The organism is Bradyrhizobium sp. GW821-FHT12B03 (assembly GCF_058807535.1).
The window spans coordinates 62,329-83,747 of record NZ_JBXAQU010000008.1; the positions used below are offsets into that span (position 1 = coordinate 62,329).

General features: G+C 65.4%; 20 protein-coding genes. 2 read left to right on the forward strand and 18 right to left on the reverse strand.

The genetic code is table 11. The features are described from left to right. Positions 1 to 37: 37 nt before the first annotated feature. The 6 genes from AC1RUR_RS17315 to AC1RUR_RS17340 all read right to left on the reverse strand — a co-directional run bounded on the left by AC1RUR_RS17315 (position 38) and on the right by AC1RUR_RS17340 (position 8,695). A complete protein-coding gene (locus tag AC1RUR_RS17315; RefSeq protein WP_492846078.1) occupies positions 38 to 1,408 on the reverse strand; it encodes a M16 family metallopeptidase in 1,371 nt (456 codons plus the stop codon). Continuing rightward, complete coding sequence (locus AC1RUR_RS17320) at positions 1,405 to 2,796, reverse strand: M16 family metallopeptidase (RefSeq protein ID WP_492846081.1); 1,392 nt, start codon at positions 2,794 to 2,796, stop codon at positions 1,405 to 1,407. Before AC1RUR_RS17320 ends, AC1RUR_RS17315 begins: the two co-directional genes overlap by 4 nt. Before the next feature lie 204 nt (positions 2,797 to 3,000). After that, positions 3,001 to 3,732: a hypothetical protein gene (locus AC1RUR_RS17325; protein WP_492846083.1), complete on the reverse strand. Its 732-nt coding sequence runs from the start codon at positions 3,730 to 3,732 to the stop codon at positions 3,001 to 3,003. A 96-nt stretch (positions 3,733 to 3,828) separates the two neighbouring features. Continuing rightward, a complete protein-coding gene (gene lspA, locus AC1RUR_RS17330) occupies positions 3,829 to 4,323 on the reverse strand; it encodes a signal peptidase II (RefSeq protein WP_492846085.1) in 495 nt (164 codons plus the stop codon). Positions 4,324 to 4,480: 157 nt separating this feature from the next. Next, positions 4,481 to 7,519 carry an isoleucine--tRNA ligase gene (ileS, locus tag AC1RUR_RS17335; protein ID WP_492846087.1) on the reverse strand — a complete coding sequence of 1,013 codons (3,039 nt, stop codon included), beginning with the start codon at positions 7,517 to 7,519 and terminating at the stop codon, positions 4,481 to 4,483. A gap of 204 nt (positions 7,520 to 7,723) precedes the next feature. Further along, the gene (locus AC1RUR_RS17340; protein ID WP_492846089.1) at positions 7,724 to 8,695 is read right to left on the reverse strand and encodes a bifunctional riboflavin kinase/FAD synthetase; all 972 of its coding nucleotides are present in this window, start codon (positions 8,693 to 8,695) and stop codon (positions 7,724 to 7,726) included. A 231-nt stretch (positions 8,696 to 8,926) separates the two neighbouring features. Here AC1RUR_RS17340 and AC1RUR_RS17345 point away from each other — a divergent pair, with 231 nt between their 5' ends. Then, entirely contained in the window at positions 8,927 to 9,322 is a 396-nt protein-coding gene (locus tag AC1RUR_RS17345; protein ID WP_008567674.1) for a response regulator, read from the forward strand. Between the two features lie 127 nt (positions 9,323 to 9,449). Here the strand turns inward: AC1RUR_RS17345 and AC1RUR_RS17350 are convergent, their stop codons facing one another. From AC1RUR_RS17350 to uvrC, 9 genes are all read right to left on the reverse strand, one after another. Next, the gene (locus AC1RUR_RS17350; protein ID WP_492846092.1) at positions 9,450 to 10,304 is read right to left on the reverse strand and encodes a TIGR01459 family HAD-type hydrolase; all 855 of its coding nucleotides are present in this window, start codon (positions 10,302 to 10,304) and stop codon (positions 9,450 to 9,452) included. Between the two features lie 15 nt (positions 10,305 to 10,319). Further along, complete coding sequence (locus AC1RUR_RS17355) at positions 10,320 to 11,822, reverse strand: EAL domain-containing protein (protein ID WP_492846094.1); 1,503 nt, start codon at positions 11,820 to 11,822, stop codon at positions 10,320 to 10,322. 145 nt (positions 11,823 to 11,967) lie between these two features. Continuing rightward, positions 11,968 to 13,098: a YihY/virulence factor BrkB family protein gene (locus AC1RUR_RS17360; protein WP_492846096.1), complete on the reverse strand. Its 1,131-nt coding sequence runs from the start codon at positions 13,096 to 13,098 to the stop codon at positions 11,968 to 11,970. A 1-nt stretch (position 13,099) separates the two neighbouring features. Next, the gene (locus AC1RUR_RS17365; RefSeq protein WP_492846097.1) at positions 13,100 to 13,687 is read right to left on the reverse strand and encodes a phage holin family protein; all 588 of its coding nucleotides are present in this window, start codon (positions 13,685 to 13,687) and stop codon (positions 13,100 to 13,102) included. Between the two features lie 89 nt (positions 13,688 to 13,776). After that, positions 13,777 to 14,736, reverse strand: coding sequence for a 50S ribosomal protein L3 N(5)-glutamine methyltransferase (prmB, locus tag AC1RUR_RS17370; protein ID WP_492846099.1), 960 nt, complete (start codon positions 14,734 to 14,736; stop codon positions 13,777 to 13,779). Next, positions 14,736 to 15,218, reverse strand: coding sequence for a molybdenum cofactor biosynthesis protein MoaE (locus AC1RUR_RS17375; protein WP_492846101.1), 483 nt, complete (start codon positions 15,216 to 15,218; stop codon positions 14,736 to 14,738). Before AC1RUR_RS17375 ends, prmB begins: the two co-directional genes overlap by 1 nt. Positions 15,219 to 15,223: 5 nt before the next feature. Next, positions 15,224 to 15,475, reverse strand: a complete 252-nt coding sequence (gene moaD / locus AC1RUR_RS17380; protein ID WP_007596861.1) for a molybdopterin converting factor subunit 1 — start codon at positions 15,473 to 15,475, stop codon at positions 15,224 to 15,226. Then, positions 15,472 to 16,089 carry a CDP-diacylglycerol--glycerol-3-phosphate 3-phosphatidyltransferase gene (gene pgsA / locus AC1RUR_RS17385; RefSeq protein ID WP_492846103.1) on the reverse strand — a complete coding sequence of 206 codons (618 nt, stop codon included), beginning with the start codon at positions 16,087 to 16,089 and terminating at the stop codon, positions 15,472 to 15,474. The genes moaD and pgsA overlap by 4 nt, the downstream gene beginning before the upstream one ends. Positions 16,090 to 16,185: 96 nt before the next feature. Next, the gene (gene uvrC, locus AC1RUR_RS17390; protein ID WP_492846105.1) at positions 16,186 to 18,246 is read right to left on the reverse strand and encodes an excinuclease ABC subunit UvrC; all 2,061 of its coding nucleotides are present in this window, start codon (positions 18,244 to 18,246) and stop codon (positions 16,186 to 16,188) included. A gap of 252 nt (positions 18,247 to 18,498) precedes the next feature. Here uvrC and AC1RUR_RS17395 point away from each other — a divergent pair, with 252 nt between their 5' ends. Beyond that, complete coding sequence (locus tag AC1RUR_RS17395; RefSeq protein ID WP_492846107.1) at positions 18,499 to 19,122, forward strand: outer membrane protein; 624 nt, start codon at positions 18,499 to 18,501, stop codon at positions 19,120 to 19,122. A gap of 86 nt (positions 19,123 to 19,208) precedes the next feature. On the opposite strand, the gene AC1RUR_RS17400 is transcribed toward AC1RUR_RS17395, so the two are convergent. From AC1RUR_RS17400 to AC1RUR_RS17410, 3 genes are all read right to left on the reverse strand, one after another. After that, positions 19,209 to 19,424, reverse strand: a complete 216-nt coding sequence (locus AC1RUR_RS17400) for a cold-shock protein (RefSeq protein WP_008544396.1) — start codon at positions 19,422 to 19,424, stop codon at positions 19,209 to 19,211. 269 nt (positions 19,425 to 19,693) lie between these two features. Next, a complete protein-coding gene (locus tag AC1RUR_RS17405; protein ID WP_492846109.1) occupies positions 19,694 to 20,554 on the reverse strand; it encodes a 23S rRNA (adenine(2030)-N(6))-methyltransferase RlmJ in 861 nt (286 codons plus the stop codon). Positions 20,555 to 20,627: 73 nt separating this feature from the next. Then, positions 20,628 to 21,320 carry a ribonuclease T2 family protein gene (locus AC1RUR_RS17410; protein ID WP_492846111.1) on the reverse strand — a complete coding sequence of 231 codons (693 nt, stop codon included), beginning with the start codon at positions 21,318 to 21,320 and terminating at the stop codon, positions 20,628 to 20,630. Positions 21,321 to 21,419: the final 99 nt, after the last annotated feature.

The following is a 21,419-nucleotide window of genomic DNA, read 5'->3' on the forward strand; positions in this document are numbered from 1 at the left end:
GGCGAGCCCGGCCATTCAACACAGCGGGCAGAAGACCTCAGTTCGACTTGGGTGCCGCCGCCGCCGGCTGCGCGGCGGCCTGCGGGGCGCGGCCGACGACGACGGTCAGGAGGCCCTGGCCCCAGAGGCGCCTGGCGGACGCTTTGGCGTCGTTCAGGGTCACCGCGTCGACGATGGCGTTGCGCTTCTCGATATAGTCGATCGGCAGCTTGTCCTGCTGATATTGCAGCAGCGCCTGGGCAAGCTTCGAGGACGTATCCAGCGCCAGCATCTGCGAGCCCTTGAGGTAGGACTTGGCCTCGTCGAGCTCTTTCTGCGTCGGGCCCTCCTCGGCGATCCGGCGCACCTCCTTCTCGATGGCGTCGATGGTGTCGCCGGCGCGGTCGGCGCGGGTGCCGGTGTTGCCGATGAAGATCGCCGAATGCTCCATCCAGAGCAGAGATTCGTATACCGAGTAAGCGAGGCCGCGCTTCTCGCGGACCTCGCGGTAGAGCCGCGAGGACAATCCGCCGCCGCCGAGGATGTGGTTGACGACATAGGCCGCCATGAAGGTCGGATCGCTGCGCTTCACGCCGGGGCCGCCGAAGGTGATGACGGTCTGCGGCACGTCGAGCGGCACGAAGGCGCGCTGCGGCGGCTTGGCCGCCTCGATGTCGGGGACCGGCACGAGATTGGCCTTGGCCGGCAGGCTGCCGAACGTGTGGTCGAGCAGCTTGCCGAGGGTCGCCGGATCGACGTCGCCGACGACTGCGACCTTCAAGGTGTCCTTGGCGAGCACGCGGCCGACATAGTCCTTCATGTCGGCGACGGTGATGGTCGGCACGCTGTCCAGCGTACCGTTGGTCTGCCGGCCGTAGGGATGATCGCCGAAGGTGACTTCCAGAAATTTGCGGCTGGCCAGCGACGACGGGTTGGTGGTCTCGCGGCGCAGGCCCGAGATCACCTGCGAGCGGATGCGCTCGACGTCGGCGGTGTCGAAATGCGGTGAGGTCAACGCCATCCGCAGCAGGTCGAAGGCCTCGTCCTTGTTGTCGCGCAGCATGCGCAGGCTGCCACGGAAGGTATCGCGGGTGGCGCTGAAGGAGAGCTCGATGGCGCGGCGGTCGAGCCGCTCGTGGAACGTCCTGGAGTCGAGATCGCCGGAGCCTTCGTCGAGGAGATCGCCGACCAGATTGGCGACGCCCGACTTGTCCTTGGGGTCCTGGGCCGAGCCGCCGGCGAAGGAATATTCCATGGCGATCAGCGGCACGGTGGCGTCCTGCACGAACCAGGCCTCGATGCCGCCGGGCGAGACCAGGCGCTGGATCTTTGCGGCTGCGTGCGAGGGCGAGATCGTGGCGAGTGCGAGCGCCGCGCCGGTGACGAAAGACAGTGCGAAGTGACGCGTTCGAAGGAAGGGATAGGTCACGAACGCTTCTCCTCGCGCTTGGTGGTCGCGGTGTCCTTGATCAGATAGCCCGTCACCGAACGCTTCTTCTCGAGCCATTTCTGCGCAACGGCGCGAACCTGCTCGGCGGTGACGGCGCGAATGCGGTCGGGCCAGCTTCTGATGTCCTCGATCGACAGGCCCGTGGTCAGCGCGCCGCCATACCAGCGCGCCAGCACCGCCTGATTGTCCTGGGCGTAGATCGCTTCCGCAATGAGCTGGGTCTTGACCCGTTCGAGGTCCTCGGCGCGGATCGGGTTCTGCGCGATGTCGGTGATGACGCCGTCGATCACCTGCTCGACTTCGGCGAAGCTGACGCCGGATTTCGGCGCGGCCGAGATCGCGAACTGGGTCGGGTCGAGCGAGATGCTCGAATAGCTGGCGCTGGCGGAAACCGCGAGCGGCTTGTCGACGACGAGCGCGCGGTAGAGATAGGAGTTGCTGCCGCCACCCATCAGTTGCGCCATCACGTCGAGGGCCGCGCTTTCGCTGGCCGCGGCCGTCGTCGCCGAGGGCACGAGATAATAGCGGCGCAGGCTCGGCTGCTCGACGCGCGGGTCGGCCAGCGTGACGGTGCGCGGTGCCGCGGGCTCCGGCTCCTGCGGGCGGACACGGCGCGCCGGGATCGCGGGCTGGGCGGGAATCGAGCCGAAATTGCGTTCGACCAGCGGGCGGATGTCGGCCGCCTCGACGTCGCCGGCGATCACCAGGATCGCGTTGTTCGGCGCGTAGAAGCGGCGGTAGAAGGCCAGCGCATCCTCGCGATCGAGCTTCTCGATCTCCTGGTGCCAGCCGATCACCGGCCGGCCGTAGGGATGGTTGAGATAGAGCGCGGCCATGATCTGCTCGTTGAGCCGCGCGTCGGGATTGTTGGCGACGCGCATGTTGTACTCTTCGAGCACGACGTCGCGCTCCGGCAGCACGTTCTCGTCCTTGAGGATCAGGCCGGTCATACGATCGGCCTCGAACTCCATCATGGTCGGCAGCTGCTCTTTCGGTACGCGCTGGTAGTAGTTGGTGTAGTCGACCGAGGTCGAGGCGTTCTCGTTGCCGCCGACGCGGAGCACGGTCTGGGAGAATTCGCCGACCGGATGCTTCGAGGTACCCTTGAACATCAGATGCTCGAGGAAGTGCGCGAGCCCGGACTTGCCCGGCGTCTCGTCGGCCGAGCCGACCTTGTACCAGATCATCTCGGTGACGACGGGCGTGCGGTGGTCCGGAATCACCACGACCTGCATGCCGTTGCCGAGCGTGAAGCTGGCGGGCGGGGCCGATGTCACCGTGGTCTGGGCGAGGGCCGCGCCGGCTGAGAGGACACTCGTCGAAAGCAGCGCGGCAAGGAGGCGGGCAACCGATCGGTTTGCGAACATCATGATCCCTAGTGAAAGGCCGAGCCCGGATGTCCGGCTCGGAGGCACGGCATGCTACACCGTGCGGCTGAGGCTTCGCGTCACGAAGCAGAGAACTCAACGCGTAGGCAAGTTACTGATAAGCAATTTAAGGGCCGCGTCCGGCGCGCATGGGCCGCCGGCGCCGGGTTTGCAACTGTCAGGACGTCGCGGAGGGCGAGGACGCTATTGCTCCTTGTCCTTGCCGGACATGATGTCGAAATAGGTCCGCCGCGACTTGTCCTCGCCGGCGCCATAGGCATAGCTCGGCGAAGGCGTCTGGTAGCCCGGTGGTGGCTCGACCAGCGACTGGCGGGGCGGCTCGCTGGTGAACTGCTTGGTCTCGCCTTTGCCGCCGACGCCCTTCATCATGTTCCAGAGGCCGCCGGAGAAACCGAGTTCGGCGGGGCTGAGCGACGGGTTGCCGTTGGTGCCCGGCTGAATCGGATCGTTGCTGGTGCGCTCGGGGGCGGCTGCCGTGCCGGCTTTCATCTCGGCGGGCGTCAGCGGCTGGGCCGCCTGCCAGCTCTCCGTCGCCTTGACCGCCTTCTTCCGCTGGGCGATCGCCTCCTTGCGGCGCCTCTCGTCCGGGTCCTTAGGCCAGTTCGGCGCGGCCTTGGCCTGGGTCTCGGCGGGCGGCGGCAGGTCGAGCCTGGGCGGCACCACCAGCGGCGACCGCTCGCGGTACTCGATACCCTTCTTTTCCATGCTCTTGGCGCCGATGCCGGACATCAGATTGTCGATGAGCTTCTCTTCGAAGGTCATGTCGTCATCATCGTCGCCATCGTCACCGGCGCGGACCGGGCCTGCCGACATGACGAGACCGATGCCGAGCGCGACAGCTGACAATTTCAATGCCCGCAAGATCCCCCATTTGGGGTCTCGAACCATCGAACCGCTGGTCTTCGAGCTGCGCATCACTGTACCTGTTCCAAATTGTGGCAGATTGCCGCGTCGCGCACGGCCAACCCTCGCAAAACCAAGGTTCCACCTGCCGGTCCGTATCGGCCGGGATCAGGGCGCTTTTGCGGCGGGTACCCCCAGGAAGGAATCATACAATAGCGCCGCCACCCCAGCAACGATGGCCACGTCCGCGAGGTTAAACACGTACCAATTATAGGTATTTCCGCCGACATCGAGATGAAACAGGGCGAAATCGACCACCGCGCCGTAGGCCAGGCGGTCGATGCCGTTGCCGATGGCGCCCCCGATGATCAGCCCGAGCGCGACGGTCGCAAGCAGGGTCTGGGAGCGGGCCATCCAGATCGCCAGCGCGACCACCGCGATACCCTTGACGGCCATCAGCGCGATCTGCGCCGCCTGGCTGTCGTTCTGGAGCCAGCCGAAGCTGATGCCGATGTTCCAGGCCAGCACCAGGTCGAAGAACGGCGTCACCTTCACCGCGCCGCGCCGCGCGAGGTCGAACACGTTCAGCAGCCACAGTTTTGAGGCCTGGTCGAGGATGACCGTGGCCACGGCGGAGATGATGCCGGCGCGGAGGAGGGTCATGCCGGGGCGTCCGCCACAAACATCGTCGTCGTCCCGGCGAAGGCCGGGACCCATACTCCGGGGCGGTCGTTAGTGGAGGGACTCGGAATCATCAGCCTTCGCGACGATTAGCTGCGGTGGTTATGGGTCCCGGCCTTCGCCGGGACGACAGATGAGATTAGACGCTCACCCCCAACGCCTTCCATTCGCGCAGCGCCTTGGCATCGCGCGGGGTGACGTCGGGGTATTCGGGGTCTTCGCCGACCGCCTGCGAGATCTTCCAGGAGCGGGCGCATTTGGTGCCGACTGCCTTCTCCACCACGACGGCAACGCCGGGCACGACATCGAGACGGAACGCAGAGGCCGGCGCCTCACCCTCGCGCACCTCGTAGTTCGAGGTGATGCAGATTTCGGCGAGGTCGATGTCGAACAACGTCGCCAGCATGTCGCGGTCGGCGACATAGATCACGGGCGAGGCCTCCAGCGACGAGCCGATGTTCTTGGCGGCGCGTTCGAGCTCGAGCGCGCCGGTGACGACGCGGCGGACGTTGCGGATCGCCTCCCATTTCGCGGCGAGCTTGTCGTCGCGGAGTTTCTCGAGATCCCTGGGAAATAGCGTCAGATGCACCGACGGTTCGGCGTCGGGCCGGTACATGCGCCAGGCCTCCTCCGCAGTGAAGCTGAGGATCGGCGCCAGCCATTTCAGGACCGACGAGCACAACAGGTCGATCGTGGTCAGCGCCGCCTTGCGCGTCGGCGAGGACGGCGGATCGCAATAGAGCGTGTCCTTGCGGATGTCGAAATAGAACGCGGAGAGCTCGCTGTTCAGGAATGCGGACAGCGTTGCCACCACGCTCTTGAAGTCGAACGTCGCATAGGCCTTGCCGACCAGCTCGGCGCGCATGGCAAGCTCGTGCAGCATCAGCCGCTCGAGCTCGGGCATCTCGGCCGGCAAAACCGCGTCAGCCGATTTGTAGTGATGCAGCGTGCCGAGCATCCAGCGGACGGTGTTGCGCAGCTTGCGGTAGGTCTCGACGGTGTTCTTCAGGATCTCGGGGCCGATGCGCTGATCGTCGGTGTAGTCGCAGGACGCGACCCAGAGTCTCAGGATGTCGGCGCCGGATTCCTTGATGACGGCCTGCGGCTCGATGGTGTTGCCGAGCGACTTCGACATCTTGCGGCCGTCCTCGGCTTGGGTGAAGCCGTGGGTCAGCACGATGTCGTAAGGCGCGCGGCCGCGCGTGCCGCAGCTCTCCAGCAGCGAGGAGTGGAACCAGCCACGATGCTGGTCCGAGCCTTCAAGATACATCACGGTGTCGGTGCCGCCGTCGACCTTGCGCTTGATGCCGGCAAGACCGGGGAACTGCACGGGGTCTTCCAGCACGAAGGCATGGGTCGAGCCGGAATCGAACCAGACGTCGAGGATGTCGTCGATCTTCTGCCAGTCCTCGCCGGCGTGCGAGCCCAGGAAGCGTTCGCGCGCGCCTTTCGCGTACCAGGCGTCGGCGCCTTCCTTCTCGAAGGCGTCGCCGATGCGGGTGTTGACGGCCTCGTCCTGAAGGATTTCGGCCGAGCCGTCGCCCTTCTCGCGGACGAACACGGCGATCGGCACGCCCCAGGCGCGCTGGCGCGAGATCACCCAGTCGGGGCGCGCCTCGATCATGCCGTTGATGCGGTTCTCGCCTGAAGGCGGCACCCATTGCGTCACCGAGATCGCGTGCAGCGCGCGGGCGCGCAGCGTGTCGCCGGACCTGGTCTTGCCATCGGTGGCAATATCCTTGTCCATCGCGATGAACCATTGCGGCGTGTTGCGGAAGATCACCGGCTTCTTGGAGCGCCAGGAATGCGGGTATTGATGCTTGAGCCGGCCGCGAGCGAGCAGCATGCCTCGTTCGACGAGAGCCTTGATCACGGCCTCGTTGGCGTCGCCCTTCTCGCCCTTGTCGTTGATAACACGCTTGCCGGTGAAACCGGGGGCCTGAATAGTAAACGCTCCGTCTTCGTCAACAGTATAGGGGATAGCAGTACTGATGTTACGCGCCTGCAGTTCCCTTGCGTATTCTACCCAAACATCGAAGTCTTCACGGCCATGACCTGGAGCGGTGTGCACGAACCCAGTGCCGGTATCGTCGGTGACGTGATCGCCGGCTAGCAACGGAACAGTGAATCCGTAGCCTCCCATCCCTCTTAATGGATGATCGCAAACAAGCGTTGCGAGCACGTCGTTGGGAACATCGTCGATCTTTTCGTAATCGCCGGGCTCGACGCGAGCTTGCTTGAATACATCTGGCGCAAGATTCTCGGCAAGAACATAAAGATCGCCAGCTTTAGCCCAATTTCCGGCCGGTGCATTTCTCACACCATATAGCGCGTACTTGATTTTTGGCGAGAAGCTGATGGCCCGATTTCCGGGCAAGGTCCACGGAGTGGTCGTCCAGATCACGATAGATGCCGCGAGCAAAGCCATGTTCTTGACAACGGGCTTGCTGTTCGGGTCAACCGACTGGAATTCTTCCTTGATCGGAAACTTTACCCATACCGTATCGGACGTGTAGTCCTCGTATTCGACTTCGGCTTCCGCCAGCGCGGTCTTCTCGACCACGCTCCACATCACTGGCTTGGAGCCGCGATAGAGCGTGCCGTTGGCGGCGAACTTCATCAGCTCGCGCGCGATCTGGGCTTCGGCCGGATAGTTCATGGTGGCGTAGGGATGATCCCAGTCGCCGATCACGCCGAGGCGCTTGAACTCCTCGCGCTGCACGCCAAGCCAGTGCGTGGCATAGGCGCGGCATTCTTTCCGGAAATCGATCATCGCGGCAGAGTCGCGGAAGTCGGGCTTCTGCTTGCCCTTCTTGCGGTAGTGCTCCTCCTCGACCTTCCACTCGATCGGCAGGCCGTGGCAGTCCCAGCCGGGCACGTAGTTGGAATCGAAGCCGAGCATCTGCTGGCTCTTGGTGACGAGATCCTTCAGGATCTTGTTCAGCGCCGTGCCGATATGGATGTTGCCGTTGGCGTAGGGCGGGCCGTCATGCAGCACGAACTTGTCGCGGCCCTTCGCCGTCTCGCGCAGCTTCTCGTAGAGGCCGGTCTCGTACCAGCGCTTGAGGATCTCCGGCTCGCGCTGCGGCAGGCCGGCGCGCATCGGGAATTCCGTCTGCGGCAGGAACAGGGTTTTCGAATAGTCTTTGGCGTCGGACTTATGCGGCTTTTCGGACATGAGGCTGACTGGCTCGGAAGGGCGCGGGAAAACGGATGGCGATGCGGAATCGCGGGGTGAAACGACAAAATCCCGGTCTTGCGCCGAGCCGAAGGCTCAGGCGGAAGCCGGGCCGCTAATCCCTATGATGCGCCGCGCAAACATGGGCTCTCCATAGCAGGGGGCCAAGGGAAGCGCAAAGGTCCGGCGAGCCGGTTTTCGGGATCAATCGATGACGCCAAGCCGCGGAAACGCGTCCGGGGCGGCGGCCAGGATGGCGCGGGCGCGGGCGGAATCGTCGTCCATCTGGCGGATCAGGGCCTCGATGCCGTCGAATTTCAGCTCCTCGCGGATGAAGCCGACGAAGGCGCAGTCGAGCGCCTGCCCGTAGAGGTCGCCCTTGAAGTCGAACAGGAAGATTTCCAGCAGCGGGGCGCCATTGTCGAAGGTCGGCCGGCGGCCGAAGCTCGCCACCCCGTCCAGGCGCTCCGTGCCACGGCCGACCCGCACCGCATAGATGCCGTGCTTGAGGCCGCAATTGGCATCGAGGCGGATATTGGCGGTGGGGTAGCCGAGGTCGCGGCCACGCTTTTCGCCATGGATCACCTCGCCGGTGATGAACCAGGGGGCGCCGAGCATGGTGGTGGCTTCGTCAAGCTGGCCTTCGGCGAGTGCAATCCGGATGGCGCTGGAGGAGACCGGCCGCTCGTCGAAATCGACATGCGGCTGCACGTCGACCTCGATGCCGAGCCGGGGCGCCTCGTTGACCAGCAGGCTCGGCGAGCCGACCCGTCCCTTGCCGAAATGGAAGTCGTATCCGACCGCGATCGCGCTGACGCCGAGACGCCCGATCAGGTCATGGTGAATGAAATCTTGCGCGCTGGTGCCGGCTCGTGCCTTGTCGAAGGTCATGACCACGGCGCCGGAGAGCCCGGTCCCGGCCAGAAGCCGCAACTTGGCCCGCTCGTCCGTCAGGCGGAATTGCGGGGTGTTCGGGCTGAAAAACCGCCGTGGGTGCGGCTCGAAGGTCAACGCCAGCGCAGGGCGGCCATGCGTCCGGCCCATTTCCAGGGCCGCTGCGATCACGGCGCGATGGCCGAGATGAACCCCGTCGAAATTGCCCATGGCGACCACGGCGCCGCGGGGAATGGCGGAATCCGGCGTGGTGTCGCGGATAACGGTAAAATGCGGGACCATCAGGGGAATTCTCGAGCCGGCGGGACCGGCCGGGACCGTGGCTTGACCCGCCCGGCGAAGTCAAGCGGGGGGAGGCGGCCGCATTGAACGCGATTTCAATTCTTCCGGGGCGGCCCCAGTTAACGCGCTGTTTAACGCCTTGGTGCTAGTCCTTGGAACGTGGAACTGCGCGGGCCTCCGGCCTGGCAGCTCCGATCGTAATATTCCTGAGTTTGCGTTGGGGGAGTCGAGATGGCGGTTGATTTGTCGATGCCGGTTCTGGTGGTGGATGACTACAGCACCATGATCCGTATCATCAGGAATCTGCTGAAGCAGCTTGGCTTCGAGAACATCGACGATGCCAGCGACGGTTCGGCGGCGCTGAACAAGATGCGCGGCAAGAAGTACGGCCTCGTGATCTCCGACTGGAACATGGAGCCGATGACGGGTTACGACCTCCTGCGCGAAGTGCGCGCGGATCCGAACCTCGCCACCACGCCCTTCATCATGATCACGGCGGAATCGAAGACCGAGAACGTGATCGCGGCCAAGAAGGCCGGTGTTAACAACTACATCGTCAAGCCGTTCAACGCGGCGACGCTGAAGACCAAGATCGAGGCGGTCTTCCCGGACATGGCGAGCGCGTAAGCGCGCTTTCGAAGCCATCAGGTGAATTTGAAAAGCCCGGGCGCTCGTCCCGGGCTTTTTCATGTTGGGCCGGTCGTTCCGGGTTCGAAGCTTCGCATAGTCGCCCGGAAGGACGGAAACTCGACAATCACCACTTCAATTCGCGCATCAGCGCCTTCGGCGGGTGGCCGAACAATTCCATCACCGATGCCGGGTCGAGCTGGTCGAGGCCCTCGAACTCCTCGGCATGGATGCCGCGGGTGACGAACAGGCAGTCGATGCCGAATTCGCGCGCGCCGGTTAAGTCGGTGCGGACGGAATCGCCGATCGCCAGCACGCGTCTGCGGTCGATCTGGTGGCCCTGGCGTTCGCCGGCGAGCGCCATCGCGCGCTCATAGATCGGCCGGTGCGGCTTGCCGTAGAAGATCACCTCGCCGCCGAGCTCGCGATAGAGCTCGGCGATCGCGCCGGCGCAATAGATCAGCCGGTCGCCGCGCTCGACCACGATGTCGGGGTTGGCGCAGACCAGCGTCAGCTTGCGCTCGCGCGCCTTCAGCATCATGCCGCGATAGTCTTCGGCCGTTTCGGTCTCGTCGTCATAGAGGCCGGTGCAGACGATGTAGTCGGCCTCTTCCAGCGGCGCGGTCACCGCATCCAGGCCGCGATAGATCGAGTTGTCGCGCTCGGGGCCGAGCCAAAACATCTTGCGGCCGGGATGCTGGGCGACATAGAGCCGGGTCAGGTCGCCCGACGAGACGATCGCGTCATAGGTCTCGTCGGCGACCCCGAGCTTGCGCAATTGCCGCTGCACGGAGTCGGCGGGGCGCGGGGCATTGGTGATCAGGATCACCGTACCGCCGTGGCTGCGGTAGGTGTGCAGCGCCTCGCAGGCTTCTGGGAAGGATTCCAGGCCGTTATGCACGACGCCCCAGATGTCGCTGAGCACGACGTCCACACCGCCCACGAGCTCGCGCAGGCTTTCGGCGAAATGCAGCGTGGTCATGATGCGCGCGGCCGATCAGATGCGGCGCGCGAGCGCCGCGTTGCCGGTGATACGTTGTGCCGGAGGTGCGGCTGACGTCGCGCCCGATGTCGCGCCTGGGCTGGGGGAAGCGGAGCCATTGGATCCCTGAATGTCCTGCGCCTGGTTCGGCGAGGCCCCGCCGGTAGCAGATGCCCCCTCGGGCCGCAATGGCCGGGGCGGCGCGAACAGGAAGCCCTGGCCGAACCGGACGTCATAGTCGAGCAGATCGACCACGGCGCGCTCGCCCTCGATCCGCTCGGCGATCAGGTCGATGCCGAAGCGGCCGAGCAGGTCGGAGAGGTCGGACGGGTGGATGTCGGAGGTCGAGGCCTGCCTCGGGTCGAGCAGCAGCGTGGCCGGCACCTTGATGAAGCGCACGCCGCGGTCGGCGAGCTCGCGCGGCTCGATGCGCAAATCCGTGACGTGGTCGATCGAGAAGCGGAAGCCGCGCTGGGCGAGCGCGGCGAGGTTCTCGGTCTCGGCCAGGCCGAGATTGCGGAAGGTCGACTGCTTGAATTCCAGCACCAGCGACGGCGCCAGTGCCCGGTTGGCTTCGAGGAAGTCGAGGCATTGCGCGAAGGTGGTGGAATTGCCCAGCGTGGAGGCCGCGACGTTGCAGAACACGCCGACGTCCTTGTTGCGCACCATCAGCCGGCGCAGCACCTGCACGCAGCGCAGCATCACCATGTTGTCGATGCGCCCGATCAGGCCCGAGGCCTCCGCGATGCTGATGAACTCCTCGGCGGCGATCAACTGCTCGCGTTCGTCGCGCACCCGCGTCACCGCCTCATAGAACCGCACCTTGCGCTGCGGCAGCGTCACCATCGGCTGGAGGAAGATATCGATGCGGTTCTCGTCGATCGCGTTGCGCAGCGTCGCCAGCAATTGGGTCTGGTTGCGTCCGTTGGCGGTCTGGACCGGATTGGCGGTTTGGGTCTGAACCGCCGGTGCCGGCCGCGGCTGCGCTGCGGGAGGTGGGGGCGCCGCAGGAAGCGCGGGCGGCGCCGCCGGCCGCTCCTCGAACGGCGCGATCAGGTCGATCGGCGCTTCCGGCTCCGGCCTCGCGACCGGAGCGCGAGAGGGCGGCGCCGCGCCGGCCAGCAGGTCCTCATGGGTCGACACCGTGGAAGCGAGCTGCCTGACCAGCCCGCCGAGCTCGTTGATCTCGCCGACCACCGATTGGATGCGGTCGGAGTTGGTCGAATTGGACGAGGCGATGCGCCCTTCGATCGCGGCTAACCGGCGGCCGAATTCGGCGACCTGGCGGGCGAGGTCGGCGGTGCCGCGCGACAGATCGGCGATCTGGCCGCCGACGTCGCTGCGGTCGCGCAGCCGCATCGACACCGCGTTGTAGAGGATCAGGAAGGTCAGCGCGGTCAGCGCCACGATCGCGGATTCGGTTCCGCTGATGCCGGCGACCGCGTAGAGCACAAGCCCGAGGGAGGCCGCGACCAGAACCATGCAGATGGCGATGAAGATCGTCGAAATGCGAATCATGCCGCGCGTTACGCCTCAAGAGCTGACTGCCTTACCGGGAAAACACGGGGCGTTGTGCGACCCCGTCACGCCTCATGCTCCCCCAAGCCGGATGACCCTAACATCATTGTTGATTCGAGGGGATAGTGCTCCGTTCGCGGCGCGGTCAGGCCGGGGCGGCGGCGCCGACCGTATCGGCAGAGACCGCCTCGCGGCTGCCGAGCGGCTTGGGCCGCCCGGTGGTGGTGTCGCGCAGCGTCTGCCGCTCGATCTCCGAGTTCAGCTCGGCGCCGAACATGATGACGATCGCCGACAGCCACATCCACATCATCAGGCCGATCGCCGCGCCGAGCGAGCCGTAGGCCGCGTTGTAATTGGCGAAGGACGAGAGATACCACGACAGCAGCGACGATCCGGCGATCCAGAGGATGGCGGCCGTCACCGCGCCGACGCTCAGCCATTGCCAGCGCGGTGCGTCGCGGCTGGGCGCCAAGCGGTAGAGCACGGCCAGCGCCGCCAGCAGGATCAGGAACAGCAGCGGCCATCGTGCCAGGGCCACGATCAGCTTGCTTTCGGCCGCCATGCCGAGATGGTCGAGCGCGAGCGGAAAGGCGACGACGGCGCCGACCATCGACAGCAGCGCGACGATGCCGCCGGCCGTGAAGGCGAGCGACTCCATGTTCAGATGGATGAAGCTGCGTTTCTCGCGCTCCTCATAGGCGACGTTGAGAGCGTCGAAAATGGCTTTCATGCCGGCATTGGCGCTCCAGATCGCGAGCACGAGGCCGGCCAGGAAGGTGAGGCCGAGCGTTGCATTGCCGTTCGAAACCACGCGTCCGACCTGATCCTCGACGATCTGGAACGCGCCCTCGGGCAGCATCGTCGCGAGGGTCTGGAGATTGGCGCTGATCGTGGCGGGATCGGCGAACAGCCCATAGGACGAGACCAGCGCGGTGACGGCCGGAAAGATCGCAAGCAGCCCGAAGAACACCACACCGCCGGCGGTCGCGAGCAAGCGATCGTCGTCGACGCGCTGATAGGTGCGCCAGAAGATATCCTTCCAGCCGGTCCAGGGGATCGCGAAGGGGCTTTGGGAACGGCGACCACGGCCGGGCTGCATCGCGGCACGGGTTGCGCTCGTTTCCGGAGAGCTAGCTTCGTTGTTGCGGTGGTCTTGCGGAGGTCCCGGCCGGATCACGCCGGGGTCCCGGAAGTAGCGTTCGGCGGTCAGCACGAAGACGGCGGTGGCAGCGACCAGCAGCCAGGAGTCGAGTTGCCCTGAGCGCCGCGCTGCCATCTCACGCGTCCAATCCGTGCCCGTGCCGTCTCCGACGCGCGGCCGTGAAGCCCAGCAGCCCGACGGCTGCGAGCATCAGACCCAGTTGCACGGGACGGTTGGCGCGCGCGAGCCGGGTCTTGTCGCCATGGCTGCGTTCGCCGGGCGCGAGCGGCGCCAGGGGAATCGTCGTGGCGACCTCTTTCATCGCCTGCTTGACCGTTCCGCGCGGAATCCGCGGGGTGGCGATCGCAACGCGCAGACGGCTGGCCAGCGGCACGATCGGCTTGTCCCGACGCTTCATTTGAGCCAGCGCCGCGCCGGCGCAGCCCGCAGCCAAGACCAGCAGGACCCCGCCGACGGCACCAAAGCCCCAAAATTGTCCGTAGGTGATTGCGATCCAGCGGTACAAGGCGACCAGACCGACAAAGCAGGCCGCGATCAGGAACAGTCCGGCCGCTGCGAACAGCCCGCCGGCCACCGCGTAAGATGTCACCTTGCCGGTTGCGTGGCTGGTCTGGTCACGCAGGTAGGATTGGGCGGCGCGTTTGACGTGATTGAGCTTCAGCGCCATGCCGGCGCGCAGCAATTCGCCCGATGGCGCGAGCATGCGGACATCCTCCGAGAGCGAGACATTCGTCGGGGATGAACGTGACGGGATTTGACTTGTTCCGCGCGGAGCGGCGCCGCGGTGACCGATCAGCCGAGGTCGGCCGCCGCGATCCAGAACACCTCGCCTTCGGAATCCTCGGTGTCCAGCCACAGCAGCGGCAGTTCCGGAAAGGCCTCGTCGACCAGTTCGCGGCCGCGGCCGATCTCGCAGATCAACCCGCCGTCCGGTGTCAGGTGATCGGGCGCGTCGCGCAGGATCCGGCGCACCACGTCGAGACCGTCGGCGCCGCCGTCGAAGGCGAGCTTCGGCTCGGCCCGGCATTCCGGCGGCAGCGCCGCCATGCCTTCCGCATCGACGTAAGGCGGGTTGGTGATGATCAGGTCATAGCGGGCATCGCCGAGCGGGGCGAACAGATCGCCGCGGTGCAGGCCGATCCGGTCATCGAGCCCGTATTCGCTGACATTGCGCGTGGCGACCTCGATCGCACCCTTGGAGATGTCAACGGCATCTATCGTCGCGTTCGGGAAATGATGCGCGGCGAGGATGGCAAGGCATCCCGAGCCGGTGCAGAGATCGAGCACCCGCTCGACCGCCATGGGGTCGTCGATCAGCGAGCCGGCCTCGCCGTCGCCGCCGAAATGCGAATCCATGAGCTCGCCGATGAAGGAGCGCGGGACGATGACGCGCTCGTCGACATAGAACGGCAGGCCGCGCATGTAGACCTTGTTGACGAGATAGGCGGCCGGCTTGCGCGTGGTGACGCGCTGATGGATCAGGTCGAGGATGGTCTTGCCTTCCGCAGTCGTGACGCGGGCGTGGGCAAAGCCCTCGAACTGGTCGGGATTCAGGTGTAGCGCCTCGCAAACCAGGAAGGCGGCTTCCGCGACCGGGTCGGTCGTGCCGTGGGCAAAGGCGAGCTTGGCCTCGACAAAGCGGCTCACGGCATAGCGGACGAAGTCGATCAGCGTGAGAAGTTCGCCGGGGCCGACTTTGGCAAGCTTAGGTGCGGCGCGGCCGCGCGCGGTCTTTTTCGAAACTCTTGCCATCACGATTTCGTCCAGCGGGCGGCGGCCTCGTCGTCACGGGCGTGGGCTTCGACCCAGCCGGTGCCGGTGGCGCTCTCTTCCTTCTTCCAGAACGGCGCGCTGGTCTTGAGATAATCCATCAGGAACTCGGCCGCCTGGAACGCCGCCTGGCGGTGTTGCGAGGCGGTCAGCACCAGCACGATGTTCTGGCCGGGCATGAACCGCCCGACGCGGTGGATGACCGTGACGCCGTTGAGCGGCCAGCGCGTGGTCGCCTCGTCGACATGACGCCCGATCTCTTCCTCGGCCATCCCGGGATAATGTTCGAGCGTCAGCGCGGCGATCTTCGCGCTGTCCTCGTCGCTGCGGCAGATGCCGGAGAAGCTCACGACCGCACCGATGTCGGTCCGGCTCCTGGTCAGGAGCGCGATCTCGCGCGCAACGTCGAAATCGTCTTCCTGGATACGGATGGTGACGGGGCCGGTGGTCGCAGGGGAAGTCATGGGGCCTAGCCGCCGGTCATCGGCGGGAAGAACGCGATCTCGCGGGCGCCCGCGATTGCGGCGTCCGACTTGACGTGGGCGTGGTCGATCGCGGCGCGGATCACCTTCGGCTTCTCGAAGGCGTAGGCATAGGCTTCGCTTTGGCCGGACAGCCAGGCGATCAGTTCCTCCACGGTGCGCACGGTCGCGGGCGGCTCGATGGTCTCCTCGGCCTTGCCGACGCGCTCGCGCACCCAGGCGAAGTACTTCACCTTCATGCCTCATCCTCCTTGATGAGGTGATGGATACCGGAGCGGAAATAATCGTAGCCGGTGTACATGGTGAGGATCGCCGAGGCCCACAGCAGCAAGAGGCCGATCTGGGTCACGACCGGCACGACCTGGTCGCCGGCCTCGCCCGCGAGCAGGAAGCCGATGGCGACGAGCTGGACCGTCGTCTTCCACTTGGCAAGCTTGGTCACGGGCACGCTGACGCGGAGCGCGGCAAGGTATTCGCGCAGGCCCGAGACCAGGATCTCGCGGCACAGGATCACGATGGCGGCCCACAGTGACCAGCCGTGGATGATGCCGTCGGCGGCCAGCATCAGCAGGCAGGAGGCGACCAGCAGCTTGTCGGCGATCGGATCGAGCATCCGGCCGAACGCCGATTGCTGATTCCAGATCCGGGCGTAATAGCCGTCGAGGTAATCGGTCACGGCCGCCGCGATGAAAATGGCGACCGCAACCCAGCGCAGCCACAGCGGCTGATCCAGGATCGACTGCGCATAGATGCATCCAACTACCACCGGGATCGCGGCGATCCGGCCATAGGTCAGGATGTTCGGGAGGGACATCGCGCGGTTCGTCGTCCCTCGTGTCGTGGCGATGTTCATCCGTCCTACCAATACCGCTCGTGCCTGAAGGTCAACCGTCCCGCTCCCAAATGGGGCGCGGGATGCGACGACCATATGACCGCGGTCCCCTTTAATTCACCCCGGCTGGGGATGGAAATACTCGAAAATCCTGCGGGCGCTTTCGGCGCTCACCCCCGGAACCTTGCCGAGATCGGCGATCGAGGCCCGTTCGATCTCCTTCAGGGTTCCGAAATGATGCAGCAAGGCACGTTTGCGTGACGGGCCGATGCCCGGAATCTCCTGCAAACCAGCCTCGCGGATGTCCTTCTTGCGCAGCTTGCGGTGCGAGCCGATGACGAAGCGGTGGGCCTCGTCGCGCAGGCGCTGGATGAAATAGAGCACGGGGTCGCGCGGCTCGAGCTTGATCGCCTCGCGCTCCGGCATGAACAGGGTCTCGCGGCCGGCATCGCGGTCCGGCCCCTTGGCGACCGACATCAGCGACACCTGGGTCAGGCCGAGACTTGCAAAGATCTCCCGGACGGCGTTGAGCTGGCCGCGGCCGCCGTCGATGATGACGAGGTCGGGCCATTGCGGGAAATCGTCGTCCTTGGCTTTGGCCGCGCCCTCTTCGGGCGGGTTGATCAGGCGCTTGAAGCGGCGCTCCAGCACCTCGCGCATCATGGCGAAGTCGTCGCCCGGCGTGATCCCTTCCGACTTGATGTTGAACTTGCGGTACTGGTTCTTCACGAAGCCGTCGGGGCCGGCGACGATCATGGCGCCGACCGCATTGGTGCCCTGGATGTGGCTGTTGTCGTAGACCTCGATGCGCTTGGGCGGATGCGGCAGGTTCAGCGTCGCGGCGATGGCGTCGAGCAGCCGGCTCTGCGTCGCGGTGTCCGCGAGCTTGCGGCCGAGCGCCTCGCGCGCATTGGTCAGCGCGTGGGCGACGAGCTCCTTCTTCTCGCCGCGCTTGGGCGTGGTGACCTCGACCTTGTGCCCGGCCTTGATCGACAGCGCGTTCGCGAGCAGTTCGCTCTCCTCGATCTCGTGCGAGAGCAGGATGTTCTTCGGCGGCGGCTTGTCGTCGTAGAACTGGGCGAGGAAGGAGCCGAGGACCTCCTCCGGCGTATAGGTCTTCTCCGCGCGCGGGAAATAAGCGCGGTTGCCCCAGTTCTGGCCGGTGCGGAAGAAGAACACCTCGACGCAGGAGAAGCCGCCCTCCTGGTGGATGGCGAACACGTCGGCTTCCTCCACCGTGCGCGGATTGATGCCCTGCTGCGACTGGATCGCCGACAGCGCGGCGAGGCGGTCGCGATACAGCGCGGCGGTCTCGAATTCGAGCTCGTTGGCCGCCTTCTCCATCTCGCCGGCAAGCTCCTGCTTTACCGCATGGCTCTTGCCGGACAGGAAGTCGGTCGCCTCGCGCACCAGCGTCGTATAGCCGGGGAAGTCGATCTCGCGGGTGCAGGGGCCGGCGCAGCGGCGGATCTGGTAGAGCAGGCAGGGCCTGCTGCGGCTCTCGAAGAAGGAATCGGTGCAGGAGCGGACCAGGAACGCGCGCTGCAAGGCCGTGATGGTGCGATTGACGGCGCCGGCGGAGGCGAACGGGCCGAAATAGCGCCCGGGCCGGGATTGTGCGCCGCGGTGCTTCAGGATCTGCGGCGCCCAATGGTCGCCGGTGATCAGGATATAGGGAAACGACTTGTCGTCGCGCAGCTGCACGTTGAAGCGCGGCCGCAGCTGCTTGATGAGATTGGCTTCCAGCAGCAGTGCTTCGGTCTCGGTGTTGGTCGAGACGATCTCCACGGTCACCGTGGCGGCGATCATGCGCAGGATGCGCGCCGGCTGCGGCGCACTCTGGCGCGCGTAGTTCGACAGGCGCTTTTTGACGTTCTTGGCTTTGCCGACATAGAGCACGTCGGCGTTGGCATTGAGCATGCGATAGACGCCGGGCGAGGTGGGGGCGAGCCGGACCGCCCGCTCGATCGCCTCATGGCCGCTCGCCAGCGGCTCTTCGCCGACCGCGCCGCTCTCTTCCAGGATGTCGGGCAGCCGCGCATCGTCCTCGTCGTCGCCGCCGGTGGTGGCGGGATCGAGGTCCGGCGCCGCCAGCCCTTCGGGCGGCGCGTCGGTCGCAGCAGCCCGCGGCGATTTGCGCGCGCGGTCGTCCGGATTGTCGGTGGAATCGTGAACCATGGGGCGAATTTAGGCGCTGGGGGGACCGATTTGAAGTTCCGGCCACGCTGCACGCACAGGATGGCGGCGCAGTTCCCGGTAACGCTTCCTTAAGTCTGTTAAGCGCGCGGTAACGGGTCTTAACAGGCCTTTAACTTAAAACTCTCGATAAATCTTACGCGAAAAGGTCTTGGTTCCGTAACCATGCGACATGGTCCGGCGCGGCGGCGCAGGCATCGCACCCGGTCACGGCAGTTGCGTTGGAGAGTACCGATGAAGAGGTTCGTTGTGGGCGCAGCCGCGTTGGTTGCCGCCGGCTGGACAGCTTCGGCAGAGGCCGCCGATCTCAGTTACGGGCAGCGCGCGCCCTATACCGTCAACCAGCCGCTGAACGCGTATAGCTGGGCGGGCCCTTATCTCGGCGGCAATGTCGGCTACGAATGGGGCTCGGTGAGCAACAGCCCGGTCAAGCCCGGCGGTTTCATCGGCGGCGTGCAGGCGGGCTACAATTTCCAGAACGGTCCATGGGTGTTCGGTGTCGAAGGCGACATTCAGGCCGCCGGTGCCGACGATACCTTCGCGCCGTGGAAGTTCTCCAATCCGTGGTTCGGCACCCTGCGCGGCCGTGCCGGCTATGCCTTCAGCAACGTGCTGTTCTACGGCACCGCCGGCCTCGCTTTCGGCGAGCTGCGCGCGCAGACCTTCGGCTGGACGGAGTCGCACACCAGCGCCGGCTGGACCATCGGTGCCGGTGCGGAAGTCGGCCTCGCGCCGAACTGGAGCGCCAAGCTCGAATATCTCTACATCGATCTGTCGACCAGCCAGTTCGCAATTACGGGCGTGTCAAACGGCTATAGCGCCAGCGTTGTGCGCGCGGGCGTGAACTATCACTTCTGATAGCTGAATAAGAAAATACCGGACAACAACCTCCCGGCCGCTCGCGGCCGGGATTTTTTTGCGGCAGATGTGTTCAATCAGGCCCGCTAGGAGAGGATCACTAAATTGACCGCCTTCGGTCCCTTCCCCTTCTTGTCCGGTTCGACTTCGAAAGTAATGCGCTGTCCCTCGGCAAGGTCCTTCAGTCCCGCCCGCTCCACAGCAGTAATGTGAACAAAAACATCGCGACCGCCGTCGTCAGGCTTGATGAAACCGTAGCCGCGCTCGCCGTTGAAAAACTTGACCGTTCCCGTCATGGCCATCGGGAAACTCCCCCTCATTGCTCCTCCGTCGCGACGCAGACTCACGTCGCGACATGACCGGGCGTTACGGAGCCCGGGAGAGCTGGCCATCCTTGGGCGGACCTCAACGGTCCGGCCGGATCTTTCTTAGGCCTTCACTCCGCCGCAACCATTCGCGGAAGCGGAACGTAAAGCCAGTCACGGAAACAGCATAATACGGTTCGTTGCAGATTGACTACCGCTCCTGCATATTTTTCCCAAGAATGCCGGAGTGTTACGGCCTGGTGCTGCTAAGGCTTGGGCACCTCTAATCGGAATCTGGCCGCGCCGCCCTGGCCGAGCGGCATTTCGAGTTCGGGCAGGATCGTCTTGAGCTCGCCGTGCAGCGTGTAAGGGGGATTGACGATCAGCAGCCCGGTGGAGGTGAGGGCTGCACTGTCGGCTTGCGGCGCAACACTGAATTCGAGGCGCAGGCATTTTCCGGGCGGCTTTGCTGCGGCTGCGAGCCGCGCCACTGACTGCGCCAGCGTATCGGTGGCGCGGCGGCTCTTGGCCGGATACCAGATTACGTAGATACCGGTCGGCCATTTTGCGAAAGCCTCCGCGAAGGCTTCGCCCAGCCGTTCGAACTCGTTCTTTGCCTCGAATGGCGGATCGATCAGCACGAGTCCGCGCCGCTCCTTCGGCGGCACGAAAGCCGGCAGCGCCACCCAGCCGTCGAGATCGACCACGCGGGCCTGCTCGTCGCGGCGCAGCACGTCGATCAGCGCCTTGCGTGCCTTCGGCTCGAGCTCGCAGGCCACGAGCCGGTCCTGCGGCCTGAGCAGGCCGCGCGCGATCAGCGGCGAGCCGGGATAGGCCTTGAGCTCGCCCTTCGGATTGAAGGCGCGGACGATGTCGAGATAGGGTTTTGTGAGCGCGATGGTCTCGTTCGACAGGCGCGCCTGCATCAGCCGCGCGATGCCGGTCAGCCATTCGCCGCTGCGGCGTGCCTCGTCGCTTTCGAGATCGTACAGGCCGGCGCCGGCATGGGTGTCGATGACGCGGAACGCCCCAGGCTTGTCCTGCAAATAAGTGAGGATGCGCGCCAGCACGATGTGCTTGATGACATCGGCGAAGTTGCCGGCATGAAAGGCGTGACGGTAGTTCATGGCGGAGAGTTACGACATCGCGCGATGAAAGTAACTCCCGTCATTCCGGGGGCGGTGCGCCGTTGCGATCTGGCTACCCGCCCCTGATCGGCGGCATCGTCACCTGGTCGCGGCGGCAGGCGCGGCGGTCGATCTCCTCGCAGGCGCGGAATTGCAGGTCCTTGCTGAGGCAGATGCGGACCTCGGACAGCCGCGTCCGGTTGCAGGTGACCGAGACCGCGGCGCTGCCGAGGCCCGGATTGGCCTTGATGAAGGCCTCCTCGACCTCCGCCGGTGCCACGGTCTTGGCCTGCGACAGGTCGAGATACTCGGCCGGAATCTTGATCGCGGCGCGCGCTTTGCGGATCGCCTCGAAATAGCTGCGGTCGGCGAGCCCCGAGCAGGTGCCGTGCTTGTCCCATTCGTTGAAGATCAGGCCTGGCGCCGGCATCAGGTCGAGCATCGATGAGACGATGCTCCGGCTCAGCCGCGGCGCCGGCCGCTGGCAATATTCCGGAAAGCCGTTCTCATATTGCGGCCACAGCCCGTGCACCACGAAAGCGAAGGGCCGGCCGCCGCACTGGATCTGGGAGCGGCCGCCGCGTTCGGCCGCCTCCTCGCAAAAGGAGGGCGACCACGACAGCGACAGCACATAGAAATCGAATTCGCCGGGCGCGTTCTGCCGCTTGTCCTGGGCCTTCGCGACGTCCGCCAGCGAGACCAGACCGGCGGCAAGCGGCAGCGAGATCATCAGGCGGGAGAAGGAATGCAATCTGGAATGAAACATGGCGACGCCCCTCAACTAGACTGTGCAAGCGAGCCTAGCAGGCGATGAGAACATTTCAAGAACAAAATGCGAGCAATCACCGTTCGGCGGGTTGATCGG

Excerpts from the sequence above, each read along its gene's own strand:
- AC1RUR_RS17320 (WP_492846081.1), bottom strand. The coding sequence starts at position 2,796 with ATGTTCGCAAACCGATCGGTTGCCCGCCTCCTTGCCGCGCTGCTTTCG.
- AC1RUR_RS17325 (WP_492846083.1), bottom strand. The coding sequence starts at position 3,732 with ATGCGCAGCTCGAAGACCAGCGGTTCGATGGTTCGAGACCCCAAATGG.
- lspA (WP_492846085.1), bottom strand. The coding sequence starts at position 4,323 with ATGACCCTCCTCCGCGCCGGCATCATCTCCGCCGTGGCCACGGTCATC.
- ileS (WP_492846087.1), bottom strand. The coding sequence starts at position 7,519 with ATGTCCGAAAAGCCGCATAAGTCCGACGCCAAAGACTATTCGAAAACC.
- AC1RUR_RS17340 (WP_492846089.1), bottom strand. The coding sequence starts at position 8,695 with ATGGTCCCGCATTTTACCGTTATCCGCGACACCACGCCGGATTCCGCC.
- AC1RUR_RS17345 (WP_008567674.1), top strand. The coding sequence starts at position 8,927 with ATGGCGGTTGATTTGTCGATGCCGGTTCTGGTGGTGGATGACTACAGC.
- AC1RUR_RS17350 (WP_492846092.1), bottom strand. The coding sequence starts at position 10,304 with ATGACCACGCTGCATTTCGCCGAAAGCCTGCGCGAGCTCGTGGGCGGT.
- AC1RUR_RS17355 (WP_492846094.1), bottom strand. The coding sequence starts at position 11,822 with ATGATTCGCATTTCGACGATCTTCATCGCCATCTGCATGGTTCTGGTC.
- AC1RUR_RS17360 (WP_492846096.1), bottom strand. The coding sequence starts at position 13,098 with ATGGCAGCGCGGCGCTCAGGGCAACTCGACTCCTGGCTGCTGGTCGCT.
- AC1RUR_RS17365 (WP_492846097.1), bottom strand. The coding sequence starts at position 13,687 with ATGCTCGCGCCATCGGGCGAATTGCTGCGCGCCGGCATGGCGCTGAAG.
- prmB (WP_492846099.1), bottom strand. The coding sequence starts at position 14,736 with ATGGCAAGAGTTTCGAAAAAGACCGCGCGCGGCCGCGCCGCACCTAAG.
- AC1RUR_RS17375 (WP_492846101.1), bottom strand. The coding sequence starts at position 15,218 with ATGACTTCCCCTGCGACCACCGGCCCCGTCACCATCCGTATCCAGGAA.
- moaD (WP_007596861.1), bottom strand. The coding sequence starts at position 15,475 with ATGAAGGTGAAGTACTTCGCCTGGGTGCGCGAGCGCGTCGGCAAGGCC.
- pgsA (WP_492846103.1), bottom strand. The coding sequence starts at position 16,089 with ATGAACATCGCCACGACACGAGGGACGACGAACCGCGCGATGTCCCTC.
- uvrC (WP_492846105.1), bottom strand. The coding sequence starts at position 18,246 with ATGGTTCACGATTCCACCGACAATCCGGACGACCGCGCGCGCAAATCG.
- AC1RUR_RS17395 (WP_492846107.1), top strand. The coding sequence starts at position 18,499 with ATGAAGAGGTTCGTTGTGGGCGCAGCCGCGTTGGTTGCCGCCGGCTGG.
- AC1RUR_RS17400 (WP_008544396.1), bottom strand. The coding sequence starts at position 19,424 with ATGGCCATGACGGGAACGGTCAAGTTTTTCAACGGCGAGCGCGGCTAC.
- AC1RUR_RS17405 (WP_492846109.1), bottom strand. The coding sequence starts at position 20,554 with ATGAACTACCGTCACGCCTTTCATGCCGGCAACTTCGCCGATGTCATC.
- AC1RUR_RS17410 (WP_492846111.1), bottom strand. The coding sequence starts at position 21,320 with ATGTTTCATTCCAGATTGCATTCCTTCTCCCGCCTGATGATCTCGCTG.